Source organism: Sphingobium sp. RS1, assembly GCF_056156825.1.
On the sequence record NZ_JBLZXE010000002.1, the window covers coordinates 3,197,092 to 3,216,959 of the forward strand.

At 63.5% G+C, this 19,868-nt stretch carries 22 protein-coding genes; 12 read left to right on the forward strand and 10 right to left on the reverse strand.

What is annotated here, in order from left to right; translation table 11 throughout:
• Positions 1–102: 102 nt before the first annotated feature.
• Entirely contained in the window at positions 103–702 is a 600-nt protein-coding gene (locus ACNHGR_RS17395; protein WP_475287708.1) for a DedA family protein, read from the forward strand.
• A 99-nt stretch (positions 703–801) separates the two neighbouring features.
• Here ACNHGR_RS17395 and ACNHGR_RS17400 read toward each other — a convergent pair whose 3' ends face one another.
• Together ACNHGR_RS17400 and ACNHGR_RS17405 are read right to left on the reverse strand one after the other, a co-directional pair.
• Positions 802–1,092 (reverse strand): hypothetical protein, encoded by a 291-nt coding sequence (locus ACNHGR_RS17400; protein WP_475287710.1) that lies wholly within the window; start codon positions 1,090–1,092, stop codon positions 802–804.
• A 68-nt stretch (positions 1,093–1,160) separates the two neighbouring features.
• Positions 1,161–2,051 carry a tyrosine recombinase XerC gene (locus ACNHGR_RS17405; RefSeq protein WP_475287712.1) on the reverse strand — a complete coding sequence of 297 codons (891 nt, stop codon included), beginning with the start codon at positions 2,049–2,051 and terminating at the stop codon, positions 1,161–1,163.
• Positions 2,052–2,709: 658 nt separating this feature from the next.
• On the opposite strand from ACNHGR_RS17405, the gene ACNHGR_RS17410 reads away from it, so the two are divergent.
• From ACNHGR_RS17410 to nadA, 3 genes are read left to right on the forward strand one after another with little or no spacing between them, the layout of a single operon-like run.
• Complete coding sequence (locus ACNHGR_RS17410; RefSeq protein WP_475288466.1) at positions 2,710–3,588, forward strand: MBL fold metallo-hydrolase; 879 nt, start codon at positions 2,710–2,712, stop codon at positions 3,586–3,588.
• Entirely contained in the window at positions 3,573–4,304 is a 732-nt protein-coding gene (locus ACNHGR_RS17415) for a DUF4230 domain-containing protein (RefSeq protein WP_475287713.1), read from the forward strand. The genes ACNHGR_RS17410 and ACNHGR_RS17415 overlap by 16 nt, the downstream gene beginning before the upstream one ends.
• Positions 4,305–4,349: 45 nt before the next feature.
• Positions 4,350–5,339 (forward strand): quinolinate synthase NadA, encoded by a 990-nt coding sequence (nadA, locus tag ACNHGR_RS17420; protein WP_475287714.1) that lies wholly within the window; start codon positions 4,350–4,352, stop codon positions 5,337–5,339.
• Between the two features lie 98 nt (positions 5,340–5,437).
• Here nadA and ACNHGR_RS17425 read toward each other — a convergent pair whose 3' ends face one another.
• On the reverse strand, positions 5,438–5,824 hold the full coding sequence (locus tag ACNHGR_RS17425) for a type II toxin-antitoxin system VapC family toxin (protein WP_475287715.1): 387 nt from the start codon (positions 5,822–5,824) through the stop codon (positions 5,438–5,440).
• Positions 5,821–6,069: a type II toxin-antitoxin system Phd/YefM family antitoxin gene (locus ACNHGR_RS17430; RefSeq protein ID WP_475287717.1), complete on the reverse strand. Its 249-nt coding sequence runs from the start codon at positions 6,067–6,069 to the stop codon at positions 5,821–5,823. Before ACNHGR_RS17430 ends, ACNHGR_RS17425 begins: the two co-directional genes overlap by 4 nt.
• A gap of 83 nt (positions 6,070–6,152) precedes the next feature.
• Here ACNHGR_RS17430 and nadC point away from each other — a divergent pair, with 83 nt between their 5' ends.
• Both nadC and ACNHGR_RS17440 read left to right on the forward strand, forming a co-directional pair.
• Positions 6,153–7,001 (forward strand): carboxylating nicotinate-nucleotide diphosphorylase, encoded by an 849-nt coding sequence (gene nadC, locus ACNHGR_RS17435; RefSeq protein ID WP_475287718.1) that lies wholly within the window; start codon positions 6,153–6,155, stop codon positions 6,999–7,001.
• A complete protein-coding gene (locus tag ACNHGR_RS17440) occupies positions 6,994–7,839 on the forward strand; it encodes a ribonuclease T2 family protein (protein WP_475287719.1) in 846 nt (281 codons plus the stop codon). The genes nadC and ACNHGR_RS17440 overlap by 8 nt, the downstream gene beginning before the upstream one ends.
• Here the strand turns inward: ACNHGR_RS17440 and ACNHGR_RS17445 are convergent, their stop codons facing one another.
• Together ACNHGR_RS17445 and ACNHGR_RS17450 are read right to left on the reverse strand one after the other, a co-directional pair.
• On the reverse strand, positions 7,840–8,262 hold the full coding sequence (locus tag ACNHGR_RS17445) for a DUF4112 domain-containing protein (protein ID WP_184269835.1): 423 nt from the start codon (positions 8,260–8,262) through the stop codon (positions 7,840–7,842).
• A gap of 92 nt (positions 8,263–8,354) precedes the next feature.
• On the reverse strand, positions 8,355–9,848 hold the full coding sequence (locus tag ACNHGR_RS17450; RefSeq protein WP_475287721.1) for an ABC transporter substrate-binding protein: 1,494 nt from the start codon (positions 9,846–9,848) through the stop codon (positions 8,355–8,357).
• A gap of 144 nt (positions 9,849–9,992) precedes the next feature.
• On the opposite strand from ACNHGR_RS17450, the gene ACNHGR_RS17455 reads away from it, so the two are divergent.
• Positions 9,993–11,435, forward strand: coding sequence for a porin (locus ACNHGR_RS17455; RefSeq protein ID WP_475287722.1), 1,443 nt, complete (start codon positions 9,993–9,995; stop codon positions 11,433–11,435).
• A 119-nt stretch (positions 11,436–11,554) separates the two neighbouring features.
• The gene (locus ACNHGR_RS17460; RefSeq protein WP_475287724.1) at positions 11,555–12,061 is read left to right on the forward strand and encodes an SMI1/KNR4 family protein; all 507 of its coding nucleotides are present in this window, start codon (positions 11,555–11,557) and stop codon (positions 12,059–12,061) included.
• 310 nt (positions 12,062–12,371) lie between these two features.
• Here ACNHGR_RS17460 and rplL read toward each other — a convergent pair whose 3' ends face one another.
• Together rplL and rplJ are read right to left on the reverse strand one after the other, a co-directional pair.
• Complete coding sequence (gene rplL, locus ACNHGR_RS17465) at positions 12,372–12,749, reverse strand: 50S ribosomal protein L7/L12 (RefSeq protein WP_009820791.1); 378 nt, start codon at positions 12,747–12,749, stop codon at positions 12,372–12,374.
• 68 nt (positions 12,750–12,817) lie between these two features.
• Positions 12,818–13,333 (reverse strand): 50S ribosomal protein L10, encoded by a 516-nt coding sequence (gene rplJ, locus ACNHGR_RS17470; protein WP_475287725.1) that lies wholly within the window; start codon positions 13,331–13,333, stop codon positions 12,818–12,820.
• A 372-nt stretch (positions 13,334–13,705) separates the two neighbouring features.
• Between rplJ and ACNHGR_RS17475 the strand changes: the two genes are divergently transcribed.
• The gene (locus ACNHGR_RS17475) at positions 13,706–14,194 is read left to right on the forward strand and encodes a hypothetical protein (protein WP_475287727.1); all 489 of its coding nucleotides are present in this window, start codon (positions 13,706–13,708) and stop codon (positions 14,192–14,194) included.
• Positions 14,195–14,215: 21 nt separating this feature from the next.
• Here ACNHGR_RS17475 and ACNHGR_RS17480 read toward each other — a convergent pair whose 3' ends face one another.
• A complete protein-coding gene (locus ACNHGR_RS17480; protein ID WP_184269845.1) occupies positions 14,216–16,321 on the reverse strand; it encodes a RelA/SpoT family protein in 2,106 nt (701 codons plus the stop codon).
• Positions 16,322–16,431: 110 nt separating this feature from the next.
• On the opposite strand from ACNHGR_RS17480, the gene ACNHGR_RS17485 reads away from it, so the two are divergent.
• The 3 genes from ACNHGR_RS17485 to ACNHGR_RS17495 all read left to right on the forward strand — a co-directional run bounded on the left by ACNHGR_RS17485 (position 16,432) and on the right by ACNHGR_RS17495 (position 18,979).
• Positions 16,432–16,914 (forward strand): winged helix-turn-helix transcriptional regulator, encoded by a 483-nt coding sequence (locus ACNHGR_RS17485; protein WP_475287728.1) that lies wholly within the window; start codon positions 16,432–16,434, stop codon positions 16,912–16,914.
• 155 nt (positions 16,915–17,069) lie between these two features.
• Positions 17,070–18,182 carry a histidine kinase gene (locus ACNHGR_RS17490; RefSeq protein WP_184269849.1) on the forward strand — a complete coding sequence of 371 codons (1,113 nt, stop codon included), beginning with the start codon at positions 17,070–17,072 and terminating at the stop codon, positions 18,180–18,182.
• Positions 18,179–18,979: a LytR/AlgR family response regulator transcription factor gene (locus ACNHGR_RS17495; protein ID WP_184269851.1), complete on the forward strand. Its 801-nt coding sequence runs from the start codon at positions 18,179–18,181 to the stop codon at positions 18,977–18,979. Before ACNHGR_RS17490 ends, ACNHGR_RS17495 begins: the two co-directional genes overlap by 4 nt.
• A 110-nt stretch (positions 18,980–19,089) precedes the next feature.
• Here the strand turns inward: ACNHGR_RS17495 and ACNHGR_RS17500 are convergent, their stop codons facing one another.
• Complete coding sequence (locus ACNHGR_RS17500; RefSeq protein ID WP_475287730.1) at positions 19,090–19,821, reverse strand: SDR family oxidoreductase; 732 nt, start codon at positions 19,819–19,821, stop codon at positions 19,090–19,092.
• Between the last annotated feature and the right edge of the window lie 47 nt (positions 19,822–19,868).

Sequence of the window (19,868 nt, forward strand, 5' to 3'; positions counted from 1 at the left end):
TACCGTCCGTCATGCCAGCGCAGGCTGGCATCTCTCTTCTTCTTTCGGGGCTGACAAGAAAAGTGAGATCCCAGCGTTCGCTGGGATGACGGAGTTGGGTGGATGACCGACTGGGTGCTCCGCCTGATCGACGCGGGTGGATATTGGGGGATCTTCCTGTTGATGATCCTTGAAAATGTCTTTCCGCCGATCCCGTCCGAACTCATCATGGGCATTGGCGGCATCCGCGTCGGTCAGGGGCGGATGGCGATGGAATGGTTGCTGCTGGCCGGCACGATCGGGACGACCATCGGCAATTACTTCTGGTATCTGATCGGGCATGTGCTGGGCTTTGGCCGGCTGAAGCCGCTGGTGGATCGCTATGGCCGCTGGGCGACGCTGGAATGGCGGGATGTCGAGGCGCTCGACCATCTGTTCGGCAAATATGGCCAGATCGTCGTCTTCGTCTTCCGCTTCATGCCGGCGTTTCGCACGATGATATCGCTGCCGGCCGGGCTGTTCCGCATGGGGCATGTCCGCTTCCTGCTATGGACCACCGGGGGGGCGCTGATCTGGAATGTCATCCTGGCCTATGCCGGCTATGTTCTGGGGCAGAATTTCCGCGATATCGACCATTATGTCGGGCCGACCGCGACTGCCTGCGTCATCGGCGCGGTGCTGATCTATCTGTGGCGGCTCGCGACCTGGCGGCCCAAGGGCTAGAGCATCGTGCGCAAAAGTGGGAACCGGTTTTGCGCTTAAAACGATGCGATAACAAAAAACTAGAGCGCGCGAACTGCGTCAGATTTAACGCAGCGCGCTCTAGAAGGGGATCTTTACCCCCACCATCACCCGCTGGGAGGCGGTGCCGTTGCTAAAGCCCTGGCTTTCGACATGGACATTGCCCTTTGCCTGACCGAACAGGCCGAATTCCGCACGGCCGAGCGGGGGTTCGGTATCGGGCGGCTGGCTGCGATCGACCCGCTGGCTCTGGCGGCGGGCGGTGACGACGATGGCGTTGGCATCGGGGGACGGCTTGACCTTCTGAAGGTCGAAGTCGGCGGGAATGTCGGCCCCGCCCACGCTTTGCAAGGCCAGTATCAGACGCAGCATGATCGCATTCCCCTTTGGGTCGAGGCAAGCGCAGGCTGGCGTGGGATTAAGGCCGATATAAGGCGATTTCAGGCGCGGGGATGGGCGTTGCGATAGATATCGAGCAGATGGGCGGCGTCCACCTGGGTATAGATTTGCGTGGATGACAGGCTGGCATGGCCCAGCAGTTCCTGAAGGGAGCGCAGGTCGGCGCCGCGACCGAGCAGGTGGGTCGCGAAACTGTGGCGCAGCGCGTGGGGCGTTGTCCGCTCCGACAGGCCGAGTCGCCCACGCGCGCCCTGCACCGCGCGGCGGATCAGCGCGGGGGAGAGTGCTCCGCCGCGTGCGCCCCGGAACAGCGGTTCGGTGCGGGACGGGGGATAGGGGCAAAGATCGAGATAGGCGGCGATCGCGTCGCGCACCTGCGGCAGCAGCGGCACGATGCGGGTCTTGTTGCGCTTGCCGGTAACGCGCAGCGTGTCGGCCAGCGGCAGGACGTCGCCTTGCAATCCCAGCGCCTCCCCGATGCGCAGGCCTGCGCCATAGAGCAGCAGCAACACTGCCCAGTCGCGCGCGCCGATCCAGCCGTCGCGGGCGGTTTCGGCGATGTCGGCGGCCAGCGCGACCGCTTCGTCGGGGGAGACGGGGCGGGGCAGGCCGCGCTTGACCCGTGGCCCCTTGAGCGCGGGCAGGCGGGCTTCATCGCCGCCGACGAACTTCAGGAAACCACGCACGGCGGAAAGCTCGCGCGCGGCGGACAGGTTGCCGATACCGTCGGCGCGGCGGCTGGACAGGAAGGCGCGCAGGTCCGCCTGATCGAGGCTGGCGAGGAGCGCCGGGGTAACGGCCTCGCCCCGATGCTCGGCAAGGAAGGCGATCAGCCGCTCGGCGGTGGCGACATAGGCCCGCACCGTGTGGATGGAGCGGCGGCGGTCGAGGCTGAGATGCTGGCGCCAGCGTTCGGGGAGGGCGGCGCTCATGTTGGAAAAGCCGCGCTTCACTTCGCACTTTTCCCGCTGATTTCGACATTTTGGAACAGGAGTTGGAAATATTGTTGCGAGGCGGGGGAATGGGAGGAGAGGGGCGGGGTCGGCATGGGAGAAGCATAGCAGAGGGGGGCAGAGTAGGACAGGTGGATGGCGTGGAGGGGGTTCAGGCGCGCCTTTCCAATACCGTGATCCCAGCGAAGGCGGGGGCCATCTTCCCAGCGTTGCGCTGGAGGCAAGGTCAGGAGATGGGTTCCCGCTTTCGCGAGAATGACAAAAGGTTGGTTAGGGGACGATCTTGGTTAAACTCAGCCGTGTTCCTGCGAAGGCAGGAACCCAGGGCAAAGAAGCGCTAGGCCGCCCCTAGGCTCCTGCTTTCGCAGGAGCACAGATTGCCCGTCATTGGTCGTTTCCAGACATAAATATCCGTTCGCCCTGAGCCTGTCGAAGCCTGTCCTGAGCGACGCCGCAGGCGGCATCGAAGGGGGGCGCACTTTCCTTCAACATAAGCCCAAAAGAAAGAGCAGGGCTTCGACAGGCTCAGCCCGAACGGAGAGGGGTGTCCGCAAATGGTCGTTTCAGCACATGCGGCCTTCGCCGCCCACCCATGCCCGCCCTTGAAATCCGCGCGTAAATGGGCACATGGGTGGTTATGGCACCTCCCTTCGATCCGGCCGACCTGCCGACCGGCCTCCTGATGCCGCTCAGCCCTCTGGTTCATCGTGTGCTGGCGCCCAATCCGTCGCCTTTCACCTTTACCGGCACGCAGACCTATATCGTCGGGGCGCAGGCCGTGGCGGTGATCGATCCGGGGCCGGACGATGCCGATCATCTGGCCGCGCTGATCGCCGCGATCGCGGGGCGGCCGGTGGTGGCGATCCTGTGCACCCATACCCATCGCGACCATAGCCCGGCTGCGCGGCCGCTGAGCGACCTGACCGGTGCGCCGGTGATCGGCTGCGCGCCGCTGACGCTGGACGATGACGGGCCGCGCGCCGATGCGGCGTTCGATGCGGGTTATCGCCCCGATCGGATTTTGGGCGATGGCGAGCAGGTGCGCGGGCCGGGCTGGACGCTGGAAGCGGTGGCGACGCCGGGCCATACGTCCAACCATCTGTGTTTTGCCCTGTTGGAAGAAAAAGCGCTGTTCAGCGGCGATCATGTGATGGGCTGGTCCACCAGTGTGATCTCCCCGCCCGATGGCGACATGACTGCCTATATGCGCTCCATGCAATTGCTGCTGGGGCGCCACGACGTGATCTATTATCCCGCCCATGGCGAGCCGATCGAAAATCCGCAGCGGCTGGTGCGCGGGATGATGGGGCATCGCAAGCAACGCGAGGGGCAGATATTGCGCTTCCTGGAGCGGAACGGCGACAGCGCCATTCCGGACATGGTGGCGGACATGTACAAGGGCGTCGATCCGCGCCTGCATGGGGCTGCGGGGCGATCGGTGCTGGCGCATCTCATTGATCTGGACGGCCGGGGGCTGGCGGCACCGACTGGGGACGGGCGATGGCAGATGCGTTGAAGCCCATGGTCAGGCGCTATGCCGGCCCGGTCGGCGCGGCGTTGCTGATTCTGTTCGTGGGGGCGGCGATGCTGGTCGGCTGGCAACGCTATAATCGCGACTATGTCGTCACGGTGGAAGATGACGGGTCGGCGGTGACGAAGATCATCGCCGAGAAGATCGCCGGCACCAGCGACCTGCGCGTGTCGCGACTGAACGGCGTGGTCCAGAGCACGGCGCGGGATGTGCGCGGCTTTGGCTGGCTCAAGTCCGATCAGGTGGTAAAAATGCCCTATTCGGTCGATTATTTCATCGACCTGTCGGGGCTTTCGCCAGACGATCTGGAATGGGACGAGAAGGGACGGACGCTGATCGTCAATGCGCCCGACGTGAAGCCGGACAAGGCCAATGTCGATGAAGCGCGGCGGACTTTGGTGCGCACGAGCGGGATGTTCGTGACGCGCGAGGCTGGCGAGGCATTGAGCCGTAAGGCGTCGGCCCATGCGCAGGCGCGGGCGGAGGCCTCCGCGCGGTCGCCCGAACGCATGGCGCAGGCGCGCGAATATGGGCGCTCGGCGGTCGTGAAGGTCATGGGCGCGCCGCTCGCCGCGATGGGCCTTGGCGATGCGCGTGTGATCGTGACGTTCCCGCCGGAGCGCAAGGATCAGAGTCGCGAACGGTGGGACGTCACTACGCCGATCAACGAGGTACTGGCAAACCGGCGACCGCAGCGCTAGGGCGCGGGTCAAGCCCGTTTTGCAGGGACGCAGGAGTTACAGGGTATGAACGCTTTCACCGGGATTCCGCAGGGCACGGACCTGCGCGCTGAAATCGAGCGTCTGCGCAAGGAGCGCAACGCCGTGATCCTTGGCCATTATTACCAGTCGCCCGAAATTCAGGATCTGTCCGATTTCGTCGGCGATAGCCTTGAACTGTCGCGCAAGGCGGCGGAGACGGATGCGGACGTCATCGCCTTTTGCGGCGTGCGCTTCATGGCGGAGACGGCGAAGATCCTGTCGCCCGAAAAGATCGTGGTGCTGCCGGACATGGATGCCGGTTGCAGCCTCGAAGATTCCTGCCCTCCGGCCCAGTTCAAGGCGTTTCGTGAGGCGCATCCCGATCATATTGCGCTGAGCTACATCAACTGTTCGGCCGAGGTGAAGGCGCTGTCCGACATCATCGTGACGTCCTCTTCAGCCGAGAAGATCCTGGCGCAGATCCCCAAGGAGCAGAAGATCATCTTCGGCCCCGACAAGCATCTGGGCGGTTACCTCAAGCGCAAGCTGGGCCGCGACATGCTGCTGTGGCCGGGCGTGTGCATCGTGCATGAGGCGTTCAGCGAAACCGAATTGCTGAAGCTGAAGGCGGTCCACCCCGATGCGCCGATCGCCGCGCACCCCGAATGCCCGCCCTATATCGTCGACCATGCCGACTATGTCGGGTCGACCAGCGGCATCCTGGACTTTGCCAAGACCATGCCCGGCGACACGCTGATCGTGGCGACCGAACCGCATATCATCCACCAGATGCAAAAGGCGGTGCCGGACAAGAATTTCATCGGCGCGCCCGGTGCGGACGGCAACTGCAACTGCAATATCTGCCCCTATATGGCGCTCAACACGATGGAGAAGCTGTATCTGTCGCTGCGCGACCTGACGCCGCGGATCGAAATGGACGAGACGCTGCGCGTCGCGGCGAAGAAGAGCCTGGACCGGATGCTGGAAATGGCCAGCGGCACGGTGGGGCAGGGGGATGTGGGCGCGCGGCCTTAGAGCGCGCCGCGTTAAATCTGACGCAAGCCGCGCGCTCCAAGTTTTGTTGTCGCATCATTTTAAGCGCAAAACCGGTTCCCACTTTTGCACACGATGCTCTAATCCCAGAGCGTCATGCAGGGAAAGTCACGGAAGGCCTTGTCGCAGCTCAGGAGCGTCAGGCCTTCCAGTTCTGCCTGTGCGGCGAGCAGGCGATCAAACGGGTCGGCATGTGTCATGCTATAGCTGCCAGCATGCAGCGCATGAGCCGTGCTTATATCGAGCGGGATGAAACCGTCCGCTTCCAACGCATCTTCGAAGGCTGTCATCGCAACGCCGGGCTGTAATTTGCCGAGGCGTTGCTTGGTCGCGATTTCCCACGCCGAAGCGGCGCTGACGAACAATGTGCCGGACGGTGAGAGCAAATGCTCCATAGCCTTGCCCAGGCGCTTGCGATCATTCGCCCACCACCAGATCAGCACATGGCTGTCGAGCAAGAGATTCAATCGTCGCGTCCTTCCCAGAGGCGCAATTCATCTTCCGGCAGTGGATCGAAGAAAGAGGAGTCGTCATACACCATCTGGCCTTCGAACCGCCCCGGTTTGCGTTGCGGTTGATCCGCCGCGATCGGCACCAGCTTCGCGTAAGGCTTGCCAGCCTTTGCCAGAATGATTTCTTCGCCGGCATGGGCGCGTTCCAGCAGCTTGGAAAAATGCGTCTTGGCTTGATGGACGTTGACGATTTCGGTCATGGGTGCAGAATGGACTAAGTCCGTGGACTAAGTCAAGTTTCGAGAAAGCTTGCGAGTAGACGCAAGATAGTTAGAGAAGCCTCATGACTTTCTCCCTTCCCGGTTTCGACCTTGATGCTTTTGTGGCGGCCACGCTGGCCGAAGACCTCGGCCCTGATGGCCGGGACGTGACCAGCGAGGCGGTGATCCCGGCCGATGCGATCTTCGACGGGGTGATGGACAGCCGGGACGATGTGACGCTGGCCGGACTGCCGATTGCAGTGGCGTTCTTCCGGGCGCTGGACCCCGACGTCGAGATCGAGCTGCTGCATCGCGATGGCGATCGGGTGTCTGCGGGGACCGACATCCTGCGCATCCGGGGCAAGGCGCGGGCGATGCTGACGGCGGAGCGGTCGGCGCTCAACACAGTGCAGCATCTGACCGGCATCGCGACGATGACGCGGGCCTATGTCGATGCCATTCTGGGTACGGGCGCGACCCTGCTCGATACGCGCAAGACGATTCCGGGCCTGCGGGTACTGGAAAAATATGCGACGCGGCAGGGCGGGGCGACCAATCATCGCATGGGCCTGTGGGACGCGGCGATGATCAAGGACAATCATGTCGCGGTCGCCGGATCGGTCGGGGAAGCGGTGCGCCGCGCGGCCGCCGCCGGGATCGCCAGCATCATCGTGGAGGTCGACCGGGTCGACCAGATCGAACCGGCGCTGGCCGCCGGTGCCACCCATTTGCTGCTCGACAATATGGATGCGCCGACGCTGCGCGGCGCGGTGACTTTGGTGGGCGGGCGCGTGCCGACCGAGGCGTCGGGCGGCGTCACGCTGGACACCATCCGGGCGAAGGCGGATACCGGCGTCACCTATATCAGCGTCGGCCGGCTGACCCAGTCGGCGCCGGCGGCCGACATCGGACTGGACTTCGCTTATGCTTAAGCCGCTGATTGCCCCCGCCCTGACCGCGCTGGCGCTGCTGGCCGTTCCCGGCGCAGCCTTTGCCCAGTCGGCCCAGTGCAGCATGCCCGGCCAGTTGCCACGGCCGGAGATCGAGGCACCGAGCGCCAAGGAACCCAAGCGCGTCCTGCCGATCGGCAGCTATACGCTGGCGATCAGCTGGTCGCCGCAATTTTGCTCGACCGCGCGCGGGGCTTCCAGCCGGCTCCAGTGTGGCGGCGGCAATGGGCGATTCGGCTTCACCCTGCATGGCCTGTGGCCCGATGGCGTGGGCAAGGAATGGCCGCAATATTGCCGGTCGACCGACCTGCTGCCGCGCGAGGTGCTGCGCGACAATCTCTGCACCACGCCTTCGGTCCAGCTGCTCCAGCATGAATGGGCCAAGCATGGCACCTGCATGACAACCAAGCCGGAGCTGTATTTCAACCTGTCGCGCGCGCTCTACCAGTCGATGCGTTATCCCGACATGGCGGCGCTGGCACAGCGCAAGACGCTGACGGTCGGACAGTTTGCGGAAGCCTTTGCCCGCGCCAACAAGGGGCTGCGGGCCGACATGCTGCGCGTCACGACGGTGCGGGGCAACTGGCTGAGCGAAATCTGGCTGTGCATGGACAAGGCGCTGGAATTCACCCGCTGCCCCGCGCATCAGGGCGGTGCGCCGACGTCCAGCTATCTGCGGATCGAACCGGGGCCGAACATCCCCAATGCGCGCCGGCCCGCCGCTGCGCCCGTCAGGCCGGGCAGCCAGCCCGCGCGCAAGCCCGGCCTGATCCTAGACCTTGATCCCAAGGTCCAGCCGATCGCCAACGGCGCCGGATAATCAGCCGTCGATCGTCACCGTCGAGGGATGGTGGCGGTCGAGATGCTTGCGGATGATGCGCAGATTCTTCGTGTTCGACTTGTAGAGGAAGTCGAACAGGTCGCCGGCGAAGGGAATGGCGCCGACCAGCGTGTCGATGCCGACATTGGCGGCCATGCGCGTGATCTGCCATTTCGACATGCCGAGGTTGCGGGCTTCCCACACGATCCACGCCCCCATGGCGGCGGTGGCGAGATCGCCCACCACCGGGACGAGGCCGACCATGCTGTCGAGGCCGACGCGAAAGCGCGTGCCCGGAATGACGAACAATCCCTCCAGCACGGCTTCCATCGTCTCGATCCGGCGGCGGATCGAGGCGGGGTCGCGGCCGAAACCCGGCATGTCGCGCACAACGCGGTCGAACTGGTCCTGCGAAATCGCCATCTTGTCTGAACTCCTCGCCCCCTTTCCGATGGGAGCCTGATTCACGTCCGAACCGGCACGCCGGCGCATTCACGGTTCGAACGCTCCAAGTCCTAATTGGTGGCGCGGAAGAGATGGTTCAATGGGTGGCGCGCACGGGCCGAAAGCTGGAAGCCGCTGAGCCGTTTCGACACCAGCGACCAGCGCACCGGCGCGCCCAGCGGGATATAGCCATTATGGGCGACCATCTGCGCTTCCGCCTCGGCGATGCGGGCAGCGCGTTCGTCCGCCGTGCTGGCGAGGCTGGCCGCCTGCAACTGGGCATCGGCAATGTCGCTGCAATGAATCTTGCGCGCGCAGCCGATGCGGCCGAGATACCAGAGCGCGCTGTCATAGGCGGCGACTTCATCGACCAGACGCAGGTCGGCCTCTGCGGTGAGGGTGACGCGCTGGACCGGCAGGCCGATGCTGGCCAGATCGCGGCGCAGCATGCCGAACAGCAGCGTGGCGCCCGGGCCGCGCGGCAGGGCGATGCGCAGCGGTGGCGGCGGGCCGTTGTCTGCGCGCCAGCGGGTGACGCTGGCCCCGGCCTGCGCGCGCCTCTGGTCTAGCGGCAGCGCGGCCCAGTCGGGATCGGTGGGCGGGCGGCCAAGGTCCATCTGGTCGGGGAGGAGGCGTTCGCTGGTCGCCCAGCCGCCGAGCGGGAAGATGGCGGGCAACTGGCTGCGGTCGATGCTCATGTTGATCGCCGCGCGGATGGCGGGATCGTCCAGCAACTTGCCCCGGCCGGTGATCGCCAGCCCCAGCAGTCCGCGCACCGGGTCGACCCGGACATTGTCACGGTCGATGCCGGCGGGGACCAGCAGTGGCAGATCGGTGAAGCGGCCGCCCAGCACCAGCGCGGCATCGCCTTCGCGAAAGCGGATGATGGCCAGCGCCGCGCGTTCGGCGCGCAGCACGCGGGTCTGCCAGGGCTGGACCGGCTCGTCGCTCGCATCATCGCCGGTCGACCGGTCGACCGGGGTGAGGACGAGCGCATTGCCCCGTGCCGCACGGCGATAGGGGCCAGTGCCGCCATCGCGCGACAGGACGGCCATTTGCGGCTGGGCCAGCATCTGCAACACATAAGGGCGCGGCGCGGCGAGCCGGATTTCGATCACTTCGCCGGTCATCGGCACCACCGCCTGCACCGCATCGAGCGGGCCGTCCGGGTCCAGCCGGCGCAGCGATTCGATTCGCGCCATCAGCATCCGGGCGACATCGGGCGCGGTGACGCGCGATCCATTGGCCCAGAAAGCGCGGCGCAGGCGGAAGATGTAGGAGCGCCCGTCATCCTCCACGATCCAGCGCTGCGCCAGCGCGGGCAGGATTTCCCCGCCCGCATCGAAGGCGACCAGCCCCTGCGCGGTCGCTTCCAGGATCAGCTTGGCGCCGGGATCGGGCAGGTTGGGCAGCGGTTTCGCAAAATCGTCGCGATCGCCCAATACGCTGACGACGACGGGATCGCGGCCTTCGTCCGAGCAGCCGCTCGCCAGCAGGGTGAGTCCCGCTCCGGCGATCAGGATGATGCGGCGGCAGGACCGGGCGGAGGCAAGGATGATCGACATGCTGGGCAAGGGCTTAAAGCATTTTCGGCGCGGGGGGAAACAGTCGGCGTCGCGGCGTGACTGTCATCAAACTGAGATATAAACGTCATTTTGGCGTCATCAAACTGCCATAGCGCTCCGCCGCATGCGGATCGGAGGCGGGTAATGGCAGGAACGGGACTGAAGCGCGCGATGGTGGCGGTGAGCCTGATCGCCCTGATGCCGGAGGTGGCGCAGGCGCAGAGCAATGCCGCGTTGCAGCAGCAGATCGATGAGTTGAAGGCGCAGGTACAGGCGCTGACGGCTGCGCTGGCCGCCAGCAAGACCGCGCCCTCGCCTGCATCCGTACCGGCAGCGGCACCCGTGCCTGCGGCCGATGCGGCCCCGTCCGCGCTGGCCGCCGCATCCCCGCCGCCGGCCGTACCGGTCGCCGCCGCCGCGCCAGCGCCCAGATCGAAGGCCTGGTATGAGAAGCTGACGCTGCGCGGCTATACGCAGATGCGCTACAACGCTTTCCTGTCCGGGGACGACAGCGCGCCGGCAGGCGTGTCGCGCCTGCGCTCGGTCCATGACAGCTCCATTTCGGATCGCGGCGGCTTTTCGCTGCGCCGGGCGCGCCTGGTGTTGCAGGGCGATGTGTCCGATCGCGTATCGCTCTACCTCCAGTCCGATTTCGCGACCGCCGTGAACAATCAGGCGGGGACCGAGCGGCGCGAAGGCTTTGCCCAGTTGCGCGATGCCTATGCCGACGTCTTCATCGACAAGGGCAAGAGCCTGCGCCTGCGTTTCGGCCAGTCCAAGGTGCCCTTCGGTTGGGAGAATATGCAATCCTCGTCCAACCGGCTGACGCTCGATCGCAGCGACGCGATCAACAGCGCGGTGCCGAGCGAGCGCGATCTGGGCATCGTCGCTTATTATACGCCGGCGTCGGTGGACCGGATCTGGGACCGGCTGGAGCAGGGCGGGCAGAAGCTGTTCGGCAATTATGGCGCCTTTGGCCTGGGTGTCTTCAACGGGCAGGGGACGAACCGGACCGAGCAGAATCGCGGGTTGATGAAGGTCGCCTTCGCCACCTGGCCGTTCGAACTGGATGGTTTGGGCGGGGCCTTTGAGGGGCAGGTGTTCGAATTCGGCGGATCGGCGATGCTGAACGACGTGCAGCCCGAATTGCGCAGCGGATCGATCAGCCCCGTTGCCTACAAGGATAATCGCGTCGGCCTGCACGCCATGCTCTATCCCCAGCCCTTCGGCATCCAGGCGGAATGGAATTGGGGCAAGGGGCCGGAGTTCGACCTGGACAGCCAGTCGATCGACACGAAGACGCTGAATGGCGGCTATGTCCAGATGATGTACCGCCTGCCCACCGAAACGGTCGGCACGCTCATGCCCTATGGCCGCTGGCAACATTATCGCGGCGGGTGGAAGGCCGGGACCAACGCACCGCGGCTGGAAACCGACGAGTTCGAGCTGGGCGTCGAATGGCAGATCTGGAAGGCGTTCGAACTGACGGTCGCCTATGCGCGGATGAAACGTGCCGAGGCGGATGAACGCCGCACAGGTCGCGCCGAAGGCAATCTGATCCGCACGCAGGTGCAGTGGAATTATTGAGGGGTGAGGATACCGGAGCGTGGATGACTGATTTGGGTGGGAAGCGGAACGGCTGGTTTTGGGGATCGTTCGATATTCGCGGACATTGACGCGCACCTTGCAATGTACGATCCAAAGATATGCAGCCGCATTTGACCCTACAGAGTTGGTGGTTCCAGACCGAAGCAGGGATAACAACGCGATCGAGTTCTGAAGCGGAAATAGCCGCTTTGGAACAGCACTATGGCGTTAGCCTGCCCGATGACTTTCGAGAATATCTGCGTGCCGGAGGGCCCGCTGCACCAAATTGGGATGCAGAGGACGGCAACTGGTGGCCAATGGAGCGCATAAAGAATATTCCTGACGAATACCCGCACCCGGTCGGCGACGAAATAGCGCCGAATGCGATTCAACATCTCGTTTTTCTCGATTTCAGCATTTGGAGCTGGGCGTGGGCAATTTCGTGCGCGAGTGATGATACGCATGGAAAGGTCGCCATAATAGGTGGAGGTGGTGCATCTGACGGATATGTTGCTGATAGCTTCACCGAGTTCGTTCAAAAATATACTACAGATTGGCACTCGATCAGTCAGGTTCAGAAGGCGGGAGCATTAGACCGCTTCCGGGCTTGGATTGGTAGAAGCTAATCGGCGACTTTTGGTCGTCAACCGCCATAGATTCTTTCGTCATGCCGGGCTTGACCCGGCATCCCGCTTCTATCGAGATGTGACGTAAGATGAAAAGCCGGACCCCGGATCAAGTCCGGGGTGACGGAAGTTGGTCGTCGGCGGTCATATCTCCAGACGGTACAATCTGGTGCGAGCCTGCCTCGCTACCCGGCCCAAAAATCCCCATCGCAAGCAGGCACAAAAAAGGCGGCAACCTTAAAGGTGCCGCCTCCTTGTCCGGCTGGACCGGATCGGTTCGCCCCACCCATAGGGATGGGGCAAGTTCCGATTACTTCAGCTCGACGGTCGCGCCGGCTTCTTCCAGCTGCTTCTTCAGCTTTTCGGCTTCTTCCTTGTTCACGCCTTCCTTGACGGCCTTGGGAGCGCCTTCGACCAGAGCCTTGGCTTCGGTCAGGCCCAGGCCGGTGATGGCGCGGACTTCCTTGATGACGTTGATCTTCTTGCCACCGTCGCCGGTCAGAACGACGTCGAATTCGTCCTTCACTTCTTCAGCGGCAGCGGCCGGGGCGCCAGCGGCGGGGCCGGCAACGGCAACAGCGGCGGCGGCCGAAACGCCCCACTTTTCTTCCAGAGCCTTCGAGAGTTCAGCGGCTTCGAGGACGGTGAGGGCCGAGAGCTGGTCGACCAGAGCGTTGATGTCTGCCATGATATAGTTCCTTTATTGGGGCGAAATGCCCCGTCAGATGAGGGTCAAAAAATCGGTTCCGGAACGGCTTATGCCGCTTCCTTCTCCGCATAGGCGTTGAAGACGCGCGCAAGCTGCGCAGCCGGTGCCTGGGTGACGGTTGCGAGCTTGGTAGCCGGGGCGACCAGAAGGCCGACCAGCTTCGCACGCAGTTCATCCAGCGACGGCATCGACGCCAGGGCCTTGACGCCCTCCGCATCGAGCAGCACTTCGCCCATCGCGCCGCCAACGATCTCAAGCTTGTCGTTGGTCTTGGCGAAATCGATCGCAACCTTTGCGGCGGCGACCGGATCGACCGAGGAGGCGAGGCCAACCGGGCCGGTGAGCAGGTCGCTCAGGCCGGTGTAGCTGGTGCCTTCGAGGGCGATCTTGGCGAGGCGGTTCTTCGTAACCTTGTAGGTCGCACCGGCATCGCGCATCTTCTGACGCAGGACCGTCGACTGGGCGACGGTCATGCCGAGGTTGCGGGTCACGACGACCACGCCAACTTCGTTCAGCTGTGCATTCAGCGCGGAGACGACATCAGCTTTCTGATTACGATCCATGCCATTACTCCACTTCATGTTCGCTTCGCCGGGTTTAGGGACCAAGCGAACGGCTAAAACCCGCAGGCCTTTTGGGCGCGCGGGGCACTAAGTCCGAAGGGGAGAGATCGACTGGCCTATCCTCAAAAGGAAGCAGGCAGACCCGAATCGGGTGCGTGACCCGACCGGTAAAGAACTTTTCCCCGTCTAGGCTGGACATTAAGAAGGGCAAATTCCCTTCACCAACTGTCTCGGACGGAAGATCGACGGGACTGGCCCACCGATCTGCTGCCGGCGCCATTAGGGGAAAGGGAGGGCGATGTCACGCGGATTCTGCCATTGCGCGCCGGGCCGGCACGGGGAATAGCGATAGTGGTTTTACAGGGAGGAAATATGGATTTGCGATATGGTCGCCGGGCGATGCTGGCGATAGCGACCGTGGCGATGGCGGGCAGCGCGGTTCCGGCAAGAGCGGGCCTGTATCAGGACGACCTGAGCCGTTGCATCGTCGCCGGGGCCAAGCCGGAGGATCGCACCATGTTGTTGCGGTGGGTATTTGCGGCCATGGCGTCCAATCCCAAGATCAAGGACATGGCGCAGGTGTCGCCCGAGCGGGCAACCGGGCTGAGCAAGGACGCGGCGCTGCTGATCCAGCGGCTGATGCTGACCGATTGTCACAAGCAGACGGTCGATGCGATCAAATATGAGGGTGCGGGGGCGATCCAGCAGGCGTTCGGCACATTGGGGCAGATCGCCATGGCGGACCTGATGCGCGAGGACAGCACGAGCGCCTATATGTCGGACCTGGGCAATCATCTGGACAAGGCCCGGTGGGCCGAGCTGATGGCCGAGGCCGGGGTGAAGGCGCCGGCCGAAAAATAAGCGTGGAGGTGGGCGGCCCGGTCAGACCCGGTCCGCCTGCACCACCACGTCGATCGCCCGCAATGCCGACAGGATGCGGTTCAAATGCTGGGCGTCGGCCACTTCCAGATCGATGATGTCGGTGTGGAACGGGCCTTCGCGGTTCACCAGTTGCAGGTTGAGGATGTTCGCCTTGGTCGCGCCGAACACATTGGCGACGGCGGCGAGCGCACCCGGCTGGTTCTTGACGATGACGGAGAGGCGCGCGGTGCCGCCCTTCGACTTGCTGTCCCAGGACAGATCGACCCAGTCATCGTCCTGGTCCACCTCCAGCGAGCGGCAGTCGATGGTGTGGACCTCGATCGGTTCGCCGGTGCGGCGCACGCCAACAATGCGGTCGCCGGGGACGGGATGGCAGCAATCGCCCAGATTATAGGCGATGCCGGGGGTCAGGCCACGGATCGACACGGGTTCATGCTGGCGGGGGTGGGCTTCCTCCATCCCTGCGGCGGTGGTCGAGCCGGGGATCAGCGCCTCCATCACCTCGCTGTCGAGCAGGCGATGGGTCGCGATCGCCACCATCAGCGCGGCCCGATCGTCCAGCTTGAGGCGTTTCAGGGCGGCGGTCAGCGCCTTGTCGCCCAGTTCCTTGGCGAGGTCGGGCGAGAAGCGGCCGACGATTTCCTCATAGAGCTTCTCGCCGAGCTTGATCTCCTCGCCGCGCTGTTTCTGGCGGATATAGCGGCGGATGGCGGCGCGGGCCTTGCCGGTGATGGCGAAGGTCAGCCAGCCCGGTTGCGGCTCCTGCCCCTCCGATTTCAGGATTTCGACCTGATCGCCATTTTCGAGGGATGTGCGCAGCGGCACCACCCGGCCATTCACCTTGGCCCCGACCGTCTGGTTGCCGAGCGAGGTGTGCACCGCATAGGCGAAATCGACCGGGGTCGATCCCTTGGGCATCTGGTGCAGTTCGCCCTTGGGCGAGAAGGCGAAGATGCGGTCCTGATACATCGCCATGCGGGTATGTTCGAGCAGTTCGTCGGCATCCTGGCTCTGTTCCAGAATTTCGACGAGGTCGCGCAGCCAGGCGGCATGATGGTCGGTGGCGTCACCCTTCTGCTTGTAGGCCCAGTGCGCCGCCAGCCCCAGTTCCGCGTCATTATGCATGTCGCGGCTGCGAATCTGCACCTCGATCCGGGCATTGTCCTGATGGATGACGGTGGTGTGCAGCGACTGATAGCCGTTGCGCTTGGGCGTGGAGATATAATCCTTGAACCGGCCCGGCACCATCTTGAACGTCTGGTGGATGATGCCCAGCGCGCGGTAGCAATCCTCATGGCTGTCGGTGATGACGCGGAAGGCCATGACGTCGGTCAGCTGTTCGAAGCTGATATGCCGTTCCTGCATCTTCTTCCAGATGGAATAGGGATGCTTCTCACGCCCCGACACGCTGACCGTCATGCCCTTGCCGGCGAGCAGCAGTTGCAGTTCGGCGCCGATCCGGTCGACCTTGTCATGGCCGCCTTCCTTCAGCTGCTCCAGCCGCTTGGTGATGCTGGCATAGGCTTCCGGCTCGATCTCGCGGAAGGAGAGCAGCTGCATTTCGCGCATGAAATCATACATGCCGATCCGCTCCGCCAGCGGGGCATAGATATCCATCGTCTCGCGCGCGATGCGGCGGCGCTTGTCGGGATTCTTGATGAAGTGCAGCGTGCGCATATTGTGCAGCCGGTCGGCCAGTTTCACCAGCAGCACGCGGATATCGTCCGACATGGCGAGCAGGAATTTGCGCAGATTTTCCGCCGCCCGCTCATTTTCGGACATGGCCTCGATCTTGCTGAGCTTGGTCACGCCGTCGACCATGCGCGCGACATCCTTGCCGAACGCGCTTTCAATCTCCTCATAGGTGACCAGCGTATCCTCGATCGTGTCGTGCAGCAGCGCGGTCACGATCGTCTGGTCGTCCAGATTGAAATCGGTCAGGATGCCCGCCACCTCGATCGGGTGGCTGAAATAGGGATCACCGCTGGCGCGCTTTTGCGAGCCGTGCTTCTGGACCGAAAACACATAAGCGCGATTGATCATCGCTTCGTCCGCATCCGGATCGTAGCGCTTTACCCGTTCGACAAGTTCATATTGACGCAGCATCGTTGCCCGATTGTGTGAGAACGGGCTTGCGGTGCAACAAAAAAATCCCATTTGAGCGAATAAGGCGGCGATTTTGCAACGCCTGTGACTTTACGCTATGGGTTGGACCCATGAAACATAATCTGGCTCAGGATCTGGAACAATGCGCGCTGCCCAGCGCGCTGGAGATGATGGGCGAACGCTGGTCCTTCCTCATCCTGCGCGGCGCCCTGTCGGGTATCCGCCATTTCGAGGAATTTCAGTCGACGCTGGGCATCGCCCGCAACATCCTGGCCAACCGGCTGTCGCGGCTGGTGGAAAATGGCATCCTGATCCGCCAGCCGATGCAGTGCGACCGGCGCAAGGTGGAATATCGCCTGACCGAAAAGGGGCAGGGGCTGGCCCCCGCCATGATCGCGCTGCGCCAGTGGGGCGAAAAATGGGGCTGCGGCACCCCCGCCTGTCAGGTTCTGGCGGACAAGCGCGATGGCCAGCCGATCCGCACCATCGGCATCCAGGCGCATGACGGGCGCACGCTGGATCTGTCCGATCTGGTCTGGCTGTGCACCGATGAAGTGACGCCAATGGCCGAGGAGCCGGCTGCGGCTGCCTGAGAGCGGACGATCAAAGCGTCTTTGACCCGGGCACAAATCGGCTGGGCGTCGTTGGATTTTGATTGAATCAAAATCGCGATCTAGTTTTTGCCTGCCGTGATTTCCGAGCCGTGAAATGTTCCATTTCACTCGAAATCACTCTAAGTCTGGGGGCAATGTCCGTCACCGTCCCCCGCATCAAGCCGCAGCCTTTCTTCGCTGACAAGAATCGTGCTTTCTGGAACCTCCAGTCGCTGGGCTGGGCCGGGGCCTTCCTGCTGCGCGGATCGTCCACCATCGCCAACGGCCAGCCGCTGTCCAGCCTGGTGCCGGTGCTGATCTCGACCGTTTCGGGCTATTCGGTGACGCTGCTGATCGCGGTGATGTTCCGTTTTCTGGTGAAGAAGCGGCCGATCATAACATGGGGCGTGTCGATCGTGACGGTGGTGGCGGCCGCTGCGCTGGTCGCGTTCATCGACGCCTGGGTCTTTTCAACCCAGAACCGTGCGAGCGAGACGGCGGGGCTGCAACTGTTTCTGGGCGCCTTCTATCTGTCGATGACGCTGCTGGGGGCATGGTCCTCGCTTTATTATGCGATCAATTTCTACCTGACGGTGGAGGAGCAGGCGGACCAGCTGCTGCGGCTGGAAAATCAGGCGGCCAATGCCCAGCTGGCGATGCTGCGCTACCAGCTGAACCCGCATTTCCTGTTCAATACGCTCAACTCGATCTCGACGCTGGTGCTGCTCAAGCAGACCGATCGCGCCAATGCGATGCTGTCGCGGCTATCCTCCTTCCTGCGCTACACGCTCATCAACGAGCCGACCGCGCAGGTGACGATCGAGCAGGAGATCGAGACGCTGAAACTCTATCTGGAGATCGAGAAGATGCGGTTCGAGGACCGGTTGCGCCCGGTCTTCACCATCGATCCGGCGGTCGCGCGGGCGCGGCTGCCCTCGCTCCTGCTTCAGCCGCTGGTCGAAAATGCGATCAAATATGCGGTCACGCCCAAGGAAGAGGGGGCCGAAATATCGGTCAGCGCGCAGCCTGCCGGGGATAATGTCCGGATCGTCGTATCGGACAGCGGACCGGGATTGAACGAAGGCGGAATGAAGCCGCACATTCCCATGAGCGAGGGGACGGGCGTGGGCCTGCCGAACATCCGGGACCGATTAATTCAGGCCTTCGGGGAACGACAGAGCTTCGAAACGCGTTCCACGCCGGGCGGATTTTCGGTCATCATCGAATTTCCGCTTAACATGGATGAAACATCGAAAGTGGCCGCATGACCATCAGAACAATCCTCGTCGATGACGAAAGCCTGGCCATTCAAGGGCTCCAGCTGCGTCTGCAAGCGCATGAGGATGTCGAAATTATCGAAACCTGCAACAACGGCCGCGAAGCCATCCGTGCGATCAAGACGCATAAACCCGACCTTGTGTTCCTCGACATTCAGATGCCCGGTTTCGACGGCTTTTCCGTCGTGCAGGGGTTGATGGAGGTCGAACCGCCGCTGGTGATCTTCTGCACCGCCTATAGCGACCATGCGATCCGCGCGTTCGAGGCGCAGGCGGTCGATTACCTGATGAAGCCGGTGGACGAAGGGCGGCTGGCCGATGCGCTCGACCGGGTGCGCCAGCGCCTGAACGAGAAGCGGCAGGTGCAGGAAGTCGAGAAGCTGCGCGAAGTGCTGGCCGAGGTTGCGCCGCAGGCGATGAGCGATTTCGTCGCCGACGATGATTCGCCCGCGTCCAGCCGGTTCGAAAAGCTCATCAACATCAAGGATCGCGGCCAGATTTTCCGCGTCGACGTGGATTCGATCGAGCGGATCGACGCGGCGGGCGACTATATGTGCATCTATACCGCCGACAATTCGCTGATCCTGCGCGAGACGATGAAGGATCTGGAAAAGCGGCTGGACCCGCGCAATTTCCAGCGGGTGCATCGCTCGACCATCGTGAATTTGAGCCAGGTGCGGCAGGTGAAGCCGCATACCAATGGCGAATGTTTCCTGGTGCTGGAAAGCGGCGCGCAGGTGAAGGTCAGCCGCTCCTATCGCGACGTGGTGGCGCGGTTCGTGCACTGATGCTCGTGCGGGCCATTTAGCAGGCCCGTTCGCTTCGAGCGAAGTCGAGAAGCGGCCAGCGTTGTGCTTCTCGTTTCTCGACATGCTCGAAACGAACGGAGTTGAGCATATCACTCCATCGTACGGACCGGGCGCACGATCAGTTCGTTGACGTCTACGTCGTCGGGTTGTTCCACCGCATAGGCGATGGCGCGGGCGATCGCGTCCGGGGTGAGGCAGATGGCGCGGAAATCTACCATGGCGGCGGCCGCGCCGGCTTCGGTGATGCTGTCGGCCAGTTCCGATTCCACGGTGCCGGGCGACACGATCGTCACGCGGATGTCGTCATGTTCCATGCGCAGTCCGTCGGAAATGGCGCGCACGGCATATTTGGTGGCGCAATAGACGCCGCAGGCGGGCCAGACGCGGTAGCCGCCGATCGACGAGATATTGACGAAATGGCCGCTGCCTTGTGCCTTGAAGCGGGGCAGGGCGGCGGCGATGCCGTGCAGCACGCCGCGGATGTTGACGTCAATCATCCGATCCCATTCTTCGACCTTGAGGCTGTCGAAGCGCGAGAGCGGCATCAGCCCCGCATTGTTCACGAGCACATCGATGCGGCCAAATTCCGCTTCCGCCGCGGCGATGAAGGCTTCGACATCGGCGGGGTCGGTGACGTCGAGCGCGCGGAAGGCGACCGTGCCGCCGGCGGCGTTCAGTTCGTCCGCAAGGCTGGCCAGCCGGTCTGTGCGCCGCGCGCCCAGCATCAGCTTCGCGCCGCGCCCCGCCAGCAGCCGCGCCGTGCCCTCGCCGATGCCGCTGCTGGCGCCGGTGATCGCGATGACCTTGTTGTCGATTGCCATATCCCGTCTCCTGATTGGGCGGATCGACCGTCGATCCGATGGGCCAT

Bases quoted from the DNA above. Each gene is read 5' to 3' on its own strand.
- ACNHGR_RS17445 (WP_184269835.1), bottom strand. From the start codon at position 8,262: ATGGCGATTTCGCAGGACCAGTTCGACCGCGTTGTGCGCGACATGCCG.
- ACNHGR_RS17490 (WP_184269849.1), top strand. From the start codon at position 17,070: ATGTCCGTCACCGTCCCCCGCATCAAGCCGCAGCCTTTCTTCGCTGAC.
- ACNHGR_RS17455 (WP_475287722.1), top strand. From the start codon at position 9,993: ATGGCAGGAACGGGACTGAAGCGCGCGATGGTGGCGGTGAGCCTGATC.
- ACNHGR_RS17430 (WP_475287717.1), bottom strand. From the start codon at position 6,069: ATGACCGAAATCGTCAACGTCCATCAAGCCAAGACGCATTTTTCCAAG.
- ACNHGR_RS17395 (WP_475287708.1), top strand. From the start codon at position 103: ATGACCGACTGGGTGCTCCGCCTGATCGACGCGGGTGGATATTGGGGG.
- ACNHGR_RS17440 (WP_475287719.1), top strand. From the start codon at position 6,994: ATGCTTAAGCCGCTGATTGCCCCCGCCCTGACCGCGCTGGCGCTGCTG.
- ACNHGR_RS17475 (WP_475287727.1), top strand. From the start codon at position 13,706: ATGGATTTGCGATATGGTCGCCGGGCGATGCTGGCGATAGCGACCGTG.
- rplL (WP_009820791.1), bottom strand. From the start codon at position 12,749: ATGGCAGACATCAACGCTCTGGTCGACCAGCTCTCGGCCCTCACCGTC.
- ACNHGR_RS17485 (WP_475287728.1), top strand. From the start codon at position 16,432: ATGAAACATAATCTGGCTCAGGATCTGGAACAATGCGCGCTGCCCAGC.
- ACNHGR_RS17410 (WP_475288466.1), top strand. From the start codon at position 2,710: ATGGCACCTCCCTTCGATCCGGCCGACCTGCCGACCGGCCTCCTGATG.
- ACNHGR_RS17500 (WP_475287730.1), bottom strand. From the start codon at position 19,821: ATGGCAATCGACAACAAGGTCATCGCGATCACCGGCGCCAGCAGCGGC.
- ACNHGR_RS17480 (WP_184269845.1), bottom strand. From the start codon at position 16,321: ATGCTGCGTCAATATGAACTTGTCGAACGGGTAAAGCGCTACGATCCG.
- ACNHGR_RS17415 (WP_475287713.1), top strand. From the start codon at position 3,573: ATGGCAGATGCGTTGAAGCCCATGGTCAGGCGCTATGCCGGCCCGGTC.
- nadC (WP_475287718.1), top strand. From the start codon at position 6,153: ATGACTTTCTCCCTTCCCGGTTTCGACCTTGATGCTTTTGTGGCGGCC.
- ACNHGR_RS17460 (WP_475287724.1), top strand. From the start codon at position 11,555: ATGCAGCCGCATTTGACCCTACAGAGTTGGTGGTTCCAGACCGAAGCA.
- ACNHGR_RS17400 (WP_475287710.1), bottom strand. From the start codon at position 1,092: ATGCTGCGTCTGATACTGGCCTTGCAAAGCGTGGGCGGGGCCGACATT.
- nadA (WP_475287714.1), top strand. From the start codon at position 4,350: ATGAACGCTTTCACCGGGATTCCGCAGGGCACGGACCTGCGCGCTGAA.
- rplJ (WP_475287725.1), bottom strand. From the start codon at position 13,333: ATGGATCGTAATCAGAAAGCTGATGTCGTCTCCGCGCTGAATGCACAG.
- ACNHGR_RS17450 (WP_475287721.1), bottom strand. From the start codon at position 9,848: ATGTCGATCATCCTTGCCTCCGCCCGGTCCTGCCGCCGCATCATCCTG.
- ACNHGR_RS17495 (WP_184269851.1), top strand. From the start codon at position 18,179: ATGACCATCAGAACAATCCTCGTCGATGACGAAAGCCTGGCCATTCAA.
- ACNHGR_RS17405 (WP_475287712.1), bottom strand. From the start codon at position 2,051: ATGAGCGCCGCCCTCCCCGAACGCTGGCGCCAGCATCTCAGCCTCGAC.